13 protein-coding genes are annotated in these 13929 nt (G+C 64.4%); 5 read left to right on the top strand and 8 right to left on the bottom strand.

Annotated elements, in window-relative coordinates; all coding sequences use genetic code 11:
* Positions 1–20: 20 nt before the first annotated feature.
* Positions 21–1592: an XrtA system polysaccharide chain length determinant gene (locus tag ASD14_RS08795; protein WP_082538834.1), complete on the bottom strand. Its 1572-nt coding sequence runs from the start codon at positions 1590–1592 to the stop codon at positions 21–23.
* The gene (locus ASD14_RS08790; protein WP_235565343.1) at positions 1589–2152 is read right to left on the bottom strand and encodes an XrtA/PEP-CTERM system exopolysaccharide export protein; all 564 of its coding nucleotides are present in this window, start codon (positions 2150–2152) and stop codon (positions 1589–1591) included. The genes ASD14_RS08795 and ASD14_RS08790 overlap by 4 nt, the downstream gene beginning before the upstream one ends.
* A gap of 180 nt (positions 2153–2332) precedes the next feature.
* On the opposite strand from ASD14_RS08790, the gene galE reads away from it, so the two are divergent.
* From galE to ASD14_RS08775, 3 genes are all read left to right on the top strand, one after another.
* Entirely contained in the window at positions 2333–3493 is a 1161-nt protein-coding gene (gene galE / locus ASD14_RS08785; protein ID WP_082538833.1) for a UDP-glucose 4-epimerase GalE, read from the top strand.
* Between the two features lie 71 nt (positions 3494–3564).
* Complete coding sequence (tviB, locus tag ASD14_RS08780; protein ID WP_056131789.1) at positions 3565–4842, top strand: Vi polysaccharide biosynthesis UDP-N-acetylglucosamine C-6 dehydrogenase TviB; 1278 nt, start codon at positions 3565–3567, stop codon at positions 4840–4842.
* A 57-nt stretch (positions 4843–4899) separates the two neighbouring features.
* Positions 4900–5910 (top strand): NAD-dependent epimerase, encoded by a 1011-nt coding sequence (locus ASD14_RS08775; RefSeq protein ID WP_056131786.1) that lies wholly within the window; start codon positions 4900–4902, stop codon positions 5908–5910.
* A gap of 1 nt (position 5911) precedes the next feature.
* Here ASD14_RS08775 and ASD14_RS08770 read toward each other — a convergent pair whose 3' ends face one another.
* The 3 genes from ASD14_RS08770 to ASD14_RS08760 all read right to left on the bottom strand — a co-directional run bounded on the left by ASD14_RS08770 (position 5912) and on the right by ASD14_RS08760 (position 7743).
* Positions 5912–6757, bottom strand: a complete 846-nt coding sequence (locus ASD14_RS08770; protein WP_056131782.1) for a hypothetical protein — start codon at positions 6755–6757, stop codon at positions 5912–5914.
* Positions 6758–6835: 78 nt separating this feature from the next.
* Positions 6836–7462, bottom strand: coding sequence for a TetR/AcrR family transcriptional regulator (locus ASD14_RS08765; protein ID WP_056131779.1), 627 nt, complete (start codon positions 7460–7462; stop codon positions 6836–6838).
* Positions 7463–7485: 23 nt separating this feature from the next.
* On the bottom strand, positions 7486–7743 hold the full coding sequence (locus ASD14_RS08760) for an acyl-CoA-binding protein (protein WP_056131777.1): 258 nt from the start codon (positions 7741–7743) through the stop codon (positions 7486–7488).
* A 44-nt stretch (positions 7744–7787) separates the two neighbouring features.
* Between ASD14_RS08760 and ASD14_RS08755 the strand changes: the two genes are divergently transcribed.
* The gene (locus tag ASD14_RS08755; RefSeq protein ID WP_235565342.1) at positions 7788–9893 is read left to right on the top strand and encodes an SDR family oxidoreductase; all 2106 of its coding nucleotides are present in this window, start codon (positions 7788–7790) and stop codon (positions 9891–9893) included.
* Between the two features lie 201 nt (positions 9894–10094).
* On the opposite strand, the gene ASD14_RS08750 is transcribed toward ASD14_RS08755, so the two are convergent.
* The 3 genes from ASD14_RS08750 to ASD14_RS08740 form a co-directional block, all read right to left on the bottom strand.
* On the bottom strand, positions 10095–11027 hold the full coding sequence (locus ASD14_RS08750; protein WP_056131775.1) for a restriction endonuclease: 933 nt from the start codon (positions 11025–11027) through the stop codon (positions 10095–10097).
* 191 nt (positions 11028–11218) lie between these two features.
* Positions 11219–11746, bottom strand: a complete 528-nt coding sequence (locus ASD14_RS08745; protein ID WP_082538832.1) for a phasin family protein — start codon at positions 11744–11746, stop codon at positions 11219–11221.
* Between the two features lie 97 nt (positions 11747–11843).
* On the bottom strand, positions 11844–13088 hold the full coding sequence (locus tag ASD14_RS08740; RefSeq protein ID WP_056131772.1) for a patatin-like phospholipase family protein: 1245 nt from the start codon (positions 13086–13088) through the stop codon (positions 11844–11846).
* Positions 13089–13197: 109 nt separating this feature from the next.
* Between ASD14_RS08740 and ASD14_RS08735 the strand changes: the two genes are divergently transcribed.
* On the top strand, positions 13198–13923 hold the full coding sequence (locus tag ASD14_RS08735; RefSeq protein ID WP_056132393.1) for a hypothetical protein: 726 nt from the start codon (positions 13198–13200) through the stop codon (positions 13921–13923).
* The last annotated feature ends 6 nt before the right edge of the window (positions 13924–13929 follow it).

Raw genomic sequence — 13929 nt, 5'->3', positions numbered from 1 at the left:
AGAGTTGTTGGCGCGCGATTTCAGGTCGCGAGCTTGAACAGATAGACGGCGCCGTAGATCGCGAACACGGTGGCGCACAGCCCGGCGCCAAGCATGAGGCGACCGGTCCGCAGCTGTCGGTCTCGCCGCGTGGCGTAGGTCGGCACGACGGTCAGCAACGGAAAATTGGCATTGCCTTCGAATTGCCTTGCGGAGCGCACGCGCGGATCGAGCTTCACGAAGGCGAACAGAAGTCCCATCGGGGCGAACAGGGCAAGCCCCAGCCCGCCTGCGGCGACATGCATCAGGCGCACGCCGCTGGCCTGCACGGGAATGGACGCTGGCTCTTCGATGCGGAAACTCAGGCCTCGCGATTCGGCATCCAGGTTCATCGACACGCGCGCGTTTTCGCGCCGGCGCAGAAGGTCCTGGTACAGGTCGCGATTCACTTCGTAGTCGCGCGTGAGTTCGGCGATCCTGCTTTCGGACGAGGCAATCCAGCGGCTGCGCCCCAGTTCCTGGTCCAGTAGCGCCTGGCCCGAGCGGATGCGTGCGCGGACGGCCGCGGTGCGGCTTCGGGTTTCAGCAAGGCGGCTGCGCAGCTCGCCGTAAAGCGGGTTCATCGCCGCGCTTTCACCGACCTCCCCGGAGGTCGTCGATGCAGGTGCGTGAACGAGAGTCTCGTCGCGGCGAAGTTCGTCCTGCACGTCGGCGATCTGATGCTGCACGCGCACTACATCAGGATGGCGTTCGGTAAACGACACCAGCAGGCGGTCGCGCTCGGCTTCCAGTCCTGCCAACCGCGCGAACAGCTGCCCGGTGTGGCTTTGTATGCGTACTACCTGGTTTTCATCCGACAGTTGCGCCTGCAGCGCTTCTTCCTGCGAGAGCTGGTCGCCGAGTTCCATGCGGGCCGTCTCTACTTGCCGGCGCAGTTCGCCGATGCGCGCGTTGACGTCCGCCTCGACTCCGGTCCGTGCGTCCGGATTGGTCCGGCGGTATTGCTCCAGCTTGTCCTCGGCATCGGTGAGCTTGCCGTGGTACTGGCGGACCTGGGAGTCGATGAACTCGAATGCTTCCCGGCTTTCGCGTTCCTTCGTAGCCAGGCTTTCGCTGATGACCATGTCCGCGAACCGTTTGGTCACCCGGTAGGCGCGACGCGGGTCCGAGTCCGTATAGGTGATCTGGATCAGGTGTTCACCAGGATTGGTGACCCGGGTCTGCGAGATGATGTCCTCGACCAGGTCCGCCTGCTTGATCTTCGAAGGCGACTTTTCCATCCAGCCGCCGACCGTGAGGATCTCCTGCATGACCCGGGAGCTGAAGGCGACCTGCCGCGTGATGGCAGCACGGTTGTTCACTCCAGTGGGAACCGCGCGTCCTTCCATCAACGGGCCGATGATGTTGCTGTCCTCGACGAAGATCACCGTCCTCGACGTGTATTTCTGCGGCAACACCATGCCGATGGCCAGTGCGGCCAATGCGATACCGGCAAATATCCCTATCAGGAACGTGGTGCGCCTGCGGCCCTCCTCGATGACGACCGGAATGACGTGGGCAAGCGGGGAGGCCTGGTCGCCGCCCTGCCATTTGAGCGGAAGATTCATGCTCATAGCACCCGTTCCGGCACGGTGATCACATCGCCGGGAGATACCTGGTAGTTGGTGGTGAGGTCGCCCTTGTCGAGGATGCGGTCAAGCTGCACCCGATAGGTACGTGTGCTGTCGCCGTCCTTGCGATACAGGCCAGCGCGGCCCGGTGCCGCAAACTCGGTCACGCCGCCGGCTGCAAGGACGGCATCCAGCACCGTCATGCCTTGCCGGTGCGGAATCGAAATGGGTTGTCTGACCGCACCGGTGACCCGAATCCGCGACAGGTATTCATGGCTGCGCAGGTCGTTGAGGATGACCGCAACTTGCGGATCGCGAACGTAGTCGGCCAGTTTGGCCTGGATGTCCTGGGCAACCTCGTCCGGCGTGCGTCCACCCGCGCGAACGTCGCCCACGAGTGGCACCGAGATCATGCCGTCGGGCCGGACCGGCACCGTGATGCCCAGTTCGGGATTGCGCCACACGGTGACCTGGACGATGTCGTCCACCCCGATGCGATACGCGCTTACCGAAGCTCCCGTATCGGGGGGCGGCGCTTCGACAGATGCCGTGTTGTTCCCCATGGACGCGCAGGCTGCGAGTAGCAGCGCGAGGCCGGCCGTTAAAAGAAACCGGATAGGACGCATGAACGTGATCTCCCTGTTGCCCGAGAGAACGCCATCACGACAGCAATCCGGCCATCGCGGTGCGGTGCCGGTTTCGTGCCTGTCTTGCGTTAAGCAAGATCGACAAGGGGGATCCAGATGCATCCGCAGTTGCGTAGGCGTTCGGAGGCGGCCTGTTCGCAGGAAGCGCCGTCCATAGTGGTATGCGGTGGTGCCGGCTACATCGGCAGCCACACATGCGTCGTGCTGGCCGAGCGGGGTTACCGCGTGGTGATCGCCGACAACCTGTCGAACTCCTCGGCGAAGGTAATCACCCGGCTGGAGCAACTGACGCGACGCCCGATCGACTTCAGGTGCCTCGACATACGCGATCGTGCGGCCCTGTCGAAGTTGTTCTCGTCGGAACGCTTCGACGCAGTGATCCACTTCGCCGCGCTCAAGGCGGTCGGCGAGTCCTGCGAAAAGCCGCTGGACTATTTCGACAACAACGTGGGAGGCACGATCGCGCTGCTGCAGGAAATGCGTGAAGCTGGCATATCCCGCCTTGTCTTCAGCTCCTCGGCCACGGTCTATGGCGATCCCGAGCGCTTACCGGTCGACGAAGACGCACGCCTGGAAGTCACCAACCCGTACGGCCGCACCAAGCTGATGGTCGAACAGGTGCTCGGCGACGTATGCGTGGCCGAGCCTTCGTTCAAGGTGGCCAACCTGCGCTACTTCAATCCCGTGGGCGCGCATCCCTCCGGCCTGATCGGTGAGGATCCATCCGCCGTTCCCAACAACCTCATGCCATACGTGAGCCAGGTCGCCAGCGGGCGCCTCAAGCGCCTGCGCATTTTTGGCGGCGATTACCCCACTCCTGACGGCACCGGGGTACGCGACTACATCCACGTGATGGATCTGGCCCGCGCCCATGTGGATGCGATCGAGTACCTGCAAGGCGCCGAACGGAGCGTCACCGTGAATCTCGGCAGGGGACGCGGCGTCAGCGTGCTGGAGCTCGTGGCGTCTTTCCGCCGCGCGACCGGTTGCGAGATTCCCTTCGAGATCGTCGCTCGCAGGCCAGGCGACGTCGCCGCGGTATACGCCGACCCCTCGCGGGCCAACCATCTGCTCGGCTGGCGTGCCGAACTCGACATCGATGCGATGTGCAGCGATGCGTGGCGATGGCAATCGCTGAACCCGCACGGCTACCGCGGGCAGTTTCTGGACAGGCGCGACCATGAACGGCGGAGCGACTGGCTGGGGCGGGAACGGCGTCGAGTCCCCTTGCACCAACACGCCGGGACCTTGGCCTAGGAACCATCAGTCCGCGCTGCAGGCCGCCAGTGCCCGCGTCGCCACGTGACAGAATTTCAATGGAGTAACACATGCAGTCTGTGGACAATGTTTGTATCGCAATCGTCGGCCTGGGTTATGTCGGGCTGCCATTGGCGGTGGAGTTCGGAAAGATCTACGACACGGTCGGCTACGACATCAACGCCGCACGCGTCGAAGAGCTCAGGGCCGGACGGGACAACACGCTCGAAGTTTCGGCGGAGGAGCTCTCTCGAGCCCCGCGCCTGAGGTTCAGCGCGGACCTTGAGGGCATTCGTGGGTGCAACGTCTACATCGTCACGGTGCCCACGCCCATCGATGGCGCCAAGCGCCCTGACCTGACTCCACTGGTCAAGGCCAGCGAGTCGCTGGGCCGAGTGCTCAAGAAGGGCGATATCGTCGTCTACGAGTCCACGGTCTATCCCGGCTGTACCGAGGAAGTGTGCGTGCCGATCCTGGAGCGCGTCTCCGGACTGCGGTTCAACGAAGACTTTTATGCGGGCTACAGTCCCGAGCGCATCAATCCCGGCGACAAGGCGCACCGAGTCACCAGCATCCTCAAGGTGACCTCCGGCTCCACGCCGCAGGTCGCAGAGACGGTGGATCGCCTCTACGGGTCGATCATCACGGCCGGCACCCACAAGGTGAGCTGCATCAAGGTAGCCGAAGCCGCCAAGGTGATCGAGAACACCCAGCGTGACCTCAACATCGCACTGGTCAACGACCTTGCCATCCTGTTCAACAAGCTTGGGATCGACACGCTTGAGGTGCTCGAAGCAGCAGGCACCAAATGGAACTTCCTCCCGTTCCGGCCTGGGCTTGTGGGCGGGCACTGCATCGGCGTCGATCCGTATTACCTGACCCACAAGGCGCAGGAAGTAGGGCACCACCCAGACGTGATACTCGCCGGACGCCGCACCAATGACGGCATGGGTGCCTACGTGGCTGAGCAGGTAGTCAAGTTGATGGTGCGCAATGCGATCAACCCGGTGAACGCACGCGTGCTGATACTCGGACTCGCCTTCAAGGAGAACTGTCCGGACCTGCGCAACACGCGGGTGATCGACGTGGTGAAGTCATTGCGCGGCTACAACGCGCAGGTGGATGTGCACGACCCGTGGGTCGACGTGGAGGAAGCGCGGCACGAGTATGGGTTGACCATGACCGGCCAGCTGGATTCCGGCAGTTACGACGCGGTCATCGTGGCGGTGGGGCATGAACAGTTCCGCCGCCTCGGGGCCGAGGGCATCCGTGCGTTCGGCAAACCCCAGTCGATCGTGTACGACGTCAAGTACGTGCTGCCGCGTGAGTCGGTCGACGGTCGCCTGTAATCAGGCTGCGTCAAAATGCATGTCACAGACATTCTGTCCGCAAGAGATCTTCATCCAGTGAAAGTTCTTGTCACCGGTACCGCAGGCTTTATCGGCTCCCATGTCGCCATGCGCCTGCTCGAGCGCGGAGATGAGGTTGTCGGCTTCGACAATCTCAACGACTACTACGACGTTTCCCTCAAACAGGCCCGGCTTGCGCGTTTCCAGGGCCATTCCGGCTACACGCACGTCACTGGGGACCTCGCCGACCGAGCGGCTGTCGAAGAGGTTTTCGCTGCCCACCAGCCCGCGCGCGTGATTCATCTCGCGGCGCAGGCCGGCGTGCGCTATGCGGCCGAGAATCCCCACGTGTACGTGTCCAGCAATGTCACCGGTTTCCTGCATGTTCTCGAAGGGTGCCGGCAGCACGGGGTGCAACACATGGTGTTCGCCTCAACCAGTTCGGTGTACGGCGCCAATACGCGGATGCCGTTTTCCGAACATCAAGGCACCGACCATCCACTCACGCTGTATGCGGCGACGAAGAAGGCCAATGAGGCGATGGCCCACAGCTATGCGCACCTCTATGGCATCCCGAGCACGGGACTGCGCTTCTTCACCGTTTACGGCCCATGGGGCCGGCCGGACATGGCCTTGTTCCTCTTCACCAAGGCCATCATGGAAGGCCGACCCATCCGCGTGTTCAACCATGGGCAGCACAAGCGCAGTTTCACCTACATCGACGATATCGTCGAAGGCGTGATCCGCACGCTGGACCAGCCGCCCGCGCGGAGCGCTGCGTGGAGCGGTGAGAGTCCGGATCCCGCCACCAGCGGCGTAGCGCCGTATCGGCTGTTCAACATCGGCAATGAGCAACCCGTGGAGCTGCTCCGCTACATCCAGGTGCTGGAAGAGTGCCTGGGAGGCAAAGCCGAAATGGAGCTGCTTCCCCTGCAGCCGGGCGATGTGCCTGACACGGAAGCCGATGTTTCCGAGCTAATCGCCGCCGTCGACTACAGCCCCAAGGTCGGGGTCGAGGAAGGCGTGCGCGAATTCGTACGGTGGTATCGCTCCTACCACTCGGTCTGATTCATTCGATCTGCTCGCGCGCATACGCCGCATCCAGCGCTTCCATCGCGTCGGCGGGCTTGATCTTCGCCGCCTTCTCGTAAGCGGCGGCCGCCTCGTCTTCCTTCTTGTCGCCATGGAGCAGCATCAGCACGTTGCCGTGTTCGATGTGGGCGATGGGGGAGTTCGGGGTCAGTTTCAGCGCGGCCTTGATGTGCTTTTCGGCCTCGGCGGGCTTGGCGCCGTAGGTCATTCCGCCGATCAGGGCACCGATCTTGTTGACGATCTCGGCGTGGTACACGGCCATCGCGGTGTGGGCTTCGGCGTGCTTCGGTGCAAGTTCGAGCGTGGCATCGAGGGCGGCGCGGACCTTGGTGGCGATGCCTTCCTTCAATGCCTTCACGATCGACAGGCCCTGGCTGTAGCGGCCCATTGCGAAGGCGAGGCGGTAGTGGCTGTTGGCTTCGCCAGGCAATGCCTTGACCGCGGCTTCGGCGAGCTTGGCCGCCTGTTCGAAGCGTTTGAGCTTTTCGGCATCGCTGTCGACGAGGTAAGTCGCATGGATGCCGATCGCCTTGACTCCGACCGACGCTCCGATCGGGCCGAGTTTCTCGCCTGCTTCGAATGCGGCCTTGAAGTCGCCACCGTGGAATGCGCGCCAGGCGTCCTGCAGTGCCGTCGCCAGCGCATCGGCATCGAGCTTGGGGGCGGCCTTGCCGGCGGCCTTGAGCAGGGCGGCGGCGTGCTTCGCATCGGGGAAGGGCTCACAGTCGCCCGCGTGGAGTTGCGGCCAGGCCTTCTTCAGTGCGTCGCCGGCGAAGGCGAAGCCCTTCATATCGTGCGGAAATGCAGCCCATTTGGTGGCCATGCTGACTCCTGCGTTTCGTAATGGGGCCTTCGCCCGCCGTTGCACACTGGAAAGCCGGAGGACTACATCCTCACGACGTCACTCGATATACGCCCGCGTCAACGTGTTGAGGTGCAGCCGCTCCGCATCGCGCAGGAAGGGAGCCAACAGCATCATCACCTGCACGATGCCGGCGCGGATGGCTTCGTGTTCGTCCTTGTCGCCGCGGGCCGAGGCGTAGTTGAGCCAGAACGTCGCGATGACCAGGACATTCGTGGCGGTCGCGGCCAGTTCGTCGCTGGAGGCGCGCATCACTCCCGCCTGCGAGAGGCCGCGCATGACCGCGTGCGCCTGGTCGTCGGCGCGCTTGAGGATGCGGGCGAAGCGCAGGCGCAGGCGCCGGTTGCGGCTCAGGATCTCGACCAGGTCGCGATAGAGGAAGCGGTAATCCCAGATCGCCTCGAAGACCAGGTGCAGCTGCAGCCAGATGTCCTCGAGACCGGGCAGGCGGCCTTCGGGCGCGGCGAGCGCGGCGTCCATGCGCTCTTCGAAGCGCGCGAACAGCTGCTCGATGATGTCGTCCTTGTTGCGGAAGTGGTAGTACAGGTTGCCCGGGCTGATCTCGAGTTCGTCGGCGATGTGGTTCGTCGTGACGTTGGGTTCGCCCTGCGTGTTGAACATGGCCAGGCTGGCATCGAGGATGCGCTGGCGGGTCTGCCGGGCCATCTATCGCGAACTCGGGCGGGCGCTCACGCGCGCAGTTTCTTGACCAGGTCGACGTACTTCTTCATCGCGTCCTCCTGGCTGGTGCCCTTGAGCTTGGCCCACGCCTCGTACTTCGCGGTGCCGACGAAATCGAAGAAGCCGGGCTTGGTGCCGGACACGTCGCCTTCCGATCCCTGTTTGTACAACGCGTACAGGCGCAGCAACGTGTCGTTGTCGGGGCGCTCGGACAACGCGTGGACGTCCTTCGCGGCCTGTTCGAATTGGGTCTTCAGATCGGCCATGGCCGCGGCTCCGTGCAGGTGAGGCGGCATCACAGCATGGGGTCATGGCACGGTCAATACGGGAGGGCATTGTGGGCTACGGCCACGTCTGGCAACGTAGCCGCAAGACCGGCATCCGCTTCGCGACCACACAGGCCGGCGTCTTGGGAGAGTGGGGCATGAGCTACTTCGTCACCGGCGCGACCGGCTTCATAGGCCGCTACCTCGTCAGCAGGCTGCTGCAGCGCAAGGGCCCCGTCCATGTGCTGGTGCGCAAGGATTCGCAGAAGAAGTTCGATGCCATCGCGAAGAAGATGGGCTGGGACATGAAGCGCGTCCTGGTCGTCAATGGCGACATGACCTCGGGCAAGTGCGGCGTCAGCGCAGCGCAGGTCAAGGCGCTGAACGGCAAGGTGAAGCACTTCTTCCATCTGGCGGCGATCTACGACGTCACCGTGGATGCGGCGAAGCAGCGGGCGGCGAACGTCGACGGCACGCGCAACGCGATCGACCTGGCGGTAGCGATCGGTGCCGGATGCTTCCATCACACCAGTTCGATCGCGGCCGCGGGGCTGTATCCGGGCGTGTTCCGCGAGGACATGTTCGACGAAGCCGAAGGGCTCGACGATCCGTACCTGGCGACGAAGCACGAATCCGAGGGCCTGGTGCGCCAGGAAAAGCGCATCAAGTGGCGCATCTATCGCCCGGGCATGGTCGTCGGTCATTCGCAGACCGGCGAGATCGACAAGATCGACGGTCCGTACTACTTCTTCACCCTGATCAAGAAACTGCGCGAGATGCTGCCGCAGTGGATGCCGACGCTCGGCATCGAAGGCGGGCGCATCAACATCGTGCCCGTCGACTACGTGGTCGACGCGATGGACCACATCGCACACAAGCCGAAGCTCGACGGCCACTGCTTCCACCTGACCGATCCGGAGCCCATGCGCGTCGGCGAGGTACTCAACACCTTCGCACGCGCCGGCCATGCGCCGGAAATGACGATGCGCATCGATGCACGCATGTTCGCCTTCGTGCCCGGCGGCATCCGCGCGGCGGTGGGCAACCTGCCACCCGTCAAGCGCTTCATCGGCATGCTGCTGCGCGACTTCAAGATCCCGAAGGAAACGCTCAAGTTCATCACCTATCCCACGCGCTTCGACAACCGCGAAGCCGAGCGCGCGCTGCGCGGCAGTGGCATCTCTGTACCTCCACTGGAAAGCTATGCATGGCGCCTGTGGGATTATTGGGAGCGGCACCTCGACCCGGACCTGTTCGTCGACCGCTCGCTCAAGGGCAAGGTGAAGGGCAAGGTCGTGGTGATCACCGGCGGTTCGTCGGGAATTGGCCTGTCGACGGCGCAACGCGTAGCCGAAGCGGGAGCGATCACGGTGATCGTGGCGCGTGGCGAAGAGGAACTGTTCAAGGCACGCGACGAGATGAAGAAGCTCGGTGGCAAGGTATTCGCCTATACCGCCGACCTCTCCGACATGGCCGACTGCGACCGGCTGGTGAAGCAGGTGCTCGAAGCGCACGGTCATGTGGACGTGCTGATCAACAACGCGGGCCGTTCGATCCGCCGTTCGATCGAGCTGAGCTATGACCGCTTCCACGATTTCGAACGCACGATGCAGCTGAACTACTTCGGTAGCCTGCGCCTGATCATGGGCTTCATGCCCAGCATGACCCACCGCCGCCGCGGCCACATCATCAACATCTCGTCGATCGGCGTGCTCGCCAATTCGCCGCGGTTCTCCGCCTATGTCGCGTCGAAGGCGGCGCTGGATGCGTTCAGCCGCTGTGCGCAGGGCGAGCTGTCGGGCAAGGGCATCAGCTTCACCACCATCAACATGCCCTTGGTGAAGACGCCGATGATCGCACCGACCAAGATGTACGAAAGCGTGCCGACGCTCACGCCGGACGAAGCGGGGGACCTGGTGGTCAAGGGGATCATCGAGCGCCCGAGCCGGATCGCCACTCGCCTGGGCATCTTCGCCTCGGTGATCAATGCGGTGGCGCCCAAGGCCTACGAAGTGGTGATGAGCACGGCGTTCGAACTGTTCCCGGATTCGGCGGCCGCGCGCGGCGACAAGAAGGCGTTGCGTGGCGAGTCGCAGCCCAGCAACGAGCAGATCGCGTTCGCCGCCTTGATGCGCGGGGTCCACTGGTGAGAAGTGGGGCGCTTGCGTGCTGTCCTATTGGCAGCACGCGAGCTGCCTTCGGTGAGGCGGATTCCTCGAGGCGATGCGCCATGGAGGGCAATTCCGACCAATCGGATTTGTAGGCTGAGCAGGCTCGGCGCTACAGATCGTATTCAATCGAAAGAAAAAACGCGGCATTAGCCGCGTTTTTGTGTGGTTCGCCAGCCCGGGCTAGTACGTCGCGCACTGCAGGAACCGCGCCGGGCGCCCCGCATTGGCCGGCGGTTGCAGGTGCAGGCGCGAGGTGCGCAGTGCGTCGTACCTGGTCATGACATCGCAGATGCCGCGTACCGGGTCTGAGGTTTCATCGGCAAGATAGACGAGGAGGGTCGATTTCGTGCTCCACATTGCGCGCTCGACGCCGGGCAGCGTGGTCACCATGCGAATGACGTCGTCGCGCTGCTCGTCATCGCTCACCGGAGCGGCGGCAATCTCCGGCGCGGCAACGGGCGTGGCGCTGGCCGGCGCGGGAGGCGCGCTTGCTGCAGTGACGGCGGCTTCTGGTGACGCTTCGCCCTTCGGGCCGAGGAAGGCGACAACCAAGCCCAACGTCAGCGCACCGGCCCAGGCGATAGTGGCCTGGCGAGTAACCGCCTGCCGCGACTTGCCCGCCAGCTCATCCTGCACGCTGTGCGCGAGCTGCGGATGCACCAGTGGCCACAGCGTTTCGCCATCGAACAGATCGATCCGGCCGTTGGCGAGTTTGCGCGCCGCCGCATCGGCTACACCTGGGGTGGCGACCACGCCGCCTGCAGCGCCGTGGAAGCGCACGGCATCGGTCATGTCGCCCACTACTGTCGGCGTGATCCGGTAGTTGAGGCCCTGCTTGCAGGCGAGCAGCCAGTTCTGGGTGTCGCGCTTGAGGTGAATGACGGAATCCTGGCCACGTTCGGCTGTCTCTTCGGCGGCTTCGGGTTCGAAACCGCGGCTGTGCAGGCCGTCGGTGACGAGCCTGGAGAATTCCCGCCAGCGCATCGCGGCGAGCAGCTTCAGACCCTCCATGCGTTCCAGGCGTGGGCGTTGCACCAGCCACAGCCAGGCGGTGGCGGCACCACCGATGACGACCGCCGTGGCCAACGCAAGCAGGATCGATGCAACCGTCATGGTGTCCTTCCGTAGAAGCCGAGGGCGAAACTATACGTCAGGGCACCAGCGGCTTGAACGTGAAGAACGTCAGCAGACGGGCAAGAAAAAGCCCGCCAGTCCGAATCGCAGGGGGAGGGAAGTCTGCGGAGAAACTGGCGGGCTGAAGTGCTTGGCCATGGTGTCGAGAGCGCCACGGCATGGTGCGTAACTTACCCGGCGGAAGCGGGGCGAGCTTTGCGTGCAGCGGGCTTCCTGACGGCCTTGGTGGCCTTCGTCGCCTTCGTTGCCTTCTGCGCGATGGGCTTGCCGCCCTGCCTGCGCAATTCGGCCGTGAGCGTGTCGACCTTGCGGGTGAGTTCGGTGAGGTCATCGCGGCCCGGGACGCCGAGCTTGGTGAGTGCGCGCTGCACGCGATCTTCGAAGACCTTTTCCAGGCGGTCCCAGGTGTCGGTCGCGCGTTCACGGGCCTGGCCCACCTTGCTTTCGACCGCGCCGCGCACTGCGTCGGCCTGGCCGCCGGCGAACCTGAGCGCGTTGTTCTCGAGCTTCAGGCCTTCCTTGATCAGGGCCTCGAACAGCTTGGTGCCTTCGGTCTGCGCGCGGCTGAAAGCGCCGACGCCGGCCAGCCACACCTGCTGCGCGGATTCGCTCAGGGTCTTCGACAGTTGCTCGGCCTGCGCTGCATTGGCCTTGGTGGGGCGAGCGGTCTTTTTTGCGGTCTTCTTGAACTTCGCCATGACGAATCCCTGATGGGAGTTGGGTGATGGGGCCAAGATCGCGGTGTTGTCTAGAGTTTTCACACCAAGGAAGCGGCGTTGCCGGAGTACCGAGGTATCAGTGCGTCCGCCGCGACCCCACGATCGCGTCGATGTCGTCCAGGGCACGATGCAGCCGCGCGGTGGTTTCCGTCTTGCGCGGCCGTGGTTGCAGTCCATCCATGATCGAACGCGTGGTATCACCGGCTACTTCCCCGCGCACGCGCAGGCCATGCGCGGCAAGCACGGGTCCAAGCGTGTCCGCTCGCGTGCGCAGGTCGGCCAGCACGTTGCGGTAGGCGATCTCGGCGATGCGCTGGCGATTGGCGAAGCTGAAGGCATTGGTGAAGAACAGTTCGCCGTCCTGCGCGTTGGGCTCGAAGATCAGCTGGTCGATGTCGGGGAACTGCTGCTGGTGCTTGGCCAGTCCGATCTGCATGCGTGATTGCAGCAGCGTGCGAAAGGTCTGCGACAGCACCGCGGGCAGTCCGCCGGCGGCAAGGCGGCCGGGACTGGTGGGCGCGACATCGGCGTCGACACCCGAATTGAAGGCGACCAGCGGGTTCACGCCAAGCATGAGGTCGATGCCGCGTTCCAGCACGACCGACGCATGCATCGTCCTGCGCAGCGCGCCATCGACGAAATGGCGGCCGCGCACTTCCACCGGTGGATACAGGCCAGGCAGGGCGGCGCTGGCCTGGATCGCCTGCGAAATCGGCACGTCATCCCACTTCTCGCCACCGAAGCGCACGGCTTCGCCGCTGTCGAGATCGACGGCGATGACGAACAGGCGCGAGTCGAGCTGGCGGAAATCGTTGGTGCGCCCGCGACGGGTGAAGACGTCGCGCAGGAAGCGCTCGACTTCCGCGTTGTCGAACAATCCGGTCGGCACCAGCCCGCCGAAGCGGGTCAGGAAGTCCGGCCAGTGCAACTCACCCGGCGAGAACAGCAGCTCGCGCCACCAATCCGCGGCCAGTCGCGGCAGGCTCGCGGCGCGGCGCATGTATTCGAACAGCGCGGGACGCATGAAGGTTTCCGGCCGGAACTGCACGTCATCGCTGTCGCCGGTCAGGAAGATGCGGCACATCTCTTCCGTGCCAATGCGATTGGCCAGGCCCGCGGCGAGGAAAGCGCCGCTGCTCACGCCGACATAGCAGTCCAGGCGCGAGAGGTCGAGGCCTTCGACAGCTTCTTCCAGCGCACGCAGGGCACCGAGTTCGTACATGCCACCGATCGGGCCGCCTCCTGCGACGGCCAGGCCGATGCGGGGCGGGGTCTTGTTGCCGGTGCGCGCACGTTGGCGGGCGGTATGGAAGGACAGCATGCGTTCGCGTATGGATCGGGTCGGCCGAGTGTAGCCGACGTCCCAGGTCGGAAACGGGACGCGGTGCCGCCGGTTGCCAGTGTCCCGCGCGCCCGTGATGATCGTGGCGATGTCCCGTACGAGCGAACTTTCCCGCCGCCTCGGCTGCCTGCTGGCCCGCCACCAGGCCCTGCACGATCCCGATCGCGAGCCCCGCAATCGCTTGCGGTGGCTGCCTGAAGTGAGACGCTGGCAGGCATTGCGCCTGGAAGCGAGTTTCGACCACTTCCTCAGCGATCCGCGCCGCCGTCCGGCGGCGCAGTTCTTTCTCAGCGACGTCTACAACGACCGCGACTTCAGCCGGCGCGACGCCGACATCGCGCGCGTTCTGCCGATGATGCAGCGCGTGCTTCCCGGCGCGATGCTGGGAACCCTCGCGGACGCGATCGAGCTGGGCGTGCTCACGCATGCCTTCGACCTTCGCATGGCCAAGGTGTTGGAAACGATCGCGCCCCGCCGCCGCACGCTCGATGCCGCGCTGTATGCACAGGCCTATCGCAGCGCGGGACTGCTGCGCCTGCGTGCCCACCAGATCGACCTGATTGCGCGCGTCGGGATCGGATTGGCGCAGGCGTTGCATACGCCGGGCGTGGGGATGCTGCTCAAGTTGTCGCGCGGTCCGGCACGCGCGGCGGGGTTGGCGGAACTGCAGGGGTTCCTGGAACGCGGGTATTCGGCATTCGCGCAACTCGGCGATGCGCGCGCCTTCATCGGGGAGATCGAAGCGGACGAACGCGACGTGTCGCAACGCCTGTTCGAAGGAACTTCCGATCCTTTCCGTGGCCGTATGCGCTAGCGGTAA

The organism is Lysobacter sp. Root494 (genome assembly GCF_001427225.1).
Lineage (GTDB): Bacteria > Pseudomonadota > Gammaproteobacteria > Xanthomonadales > Xanthomonadaceae > Agrilutibacter.
The sequence above is the reverse complement of the archived record's forward strand: the minus strand, read 5'-3'. Positions and strand labels throughout refer to the sequence as shown.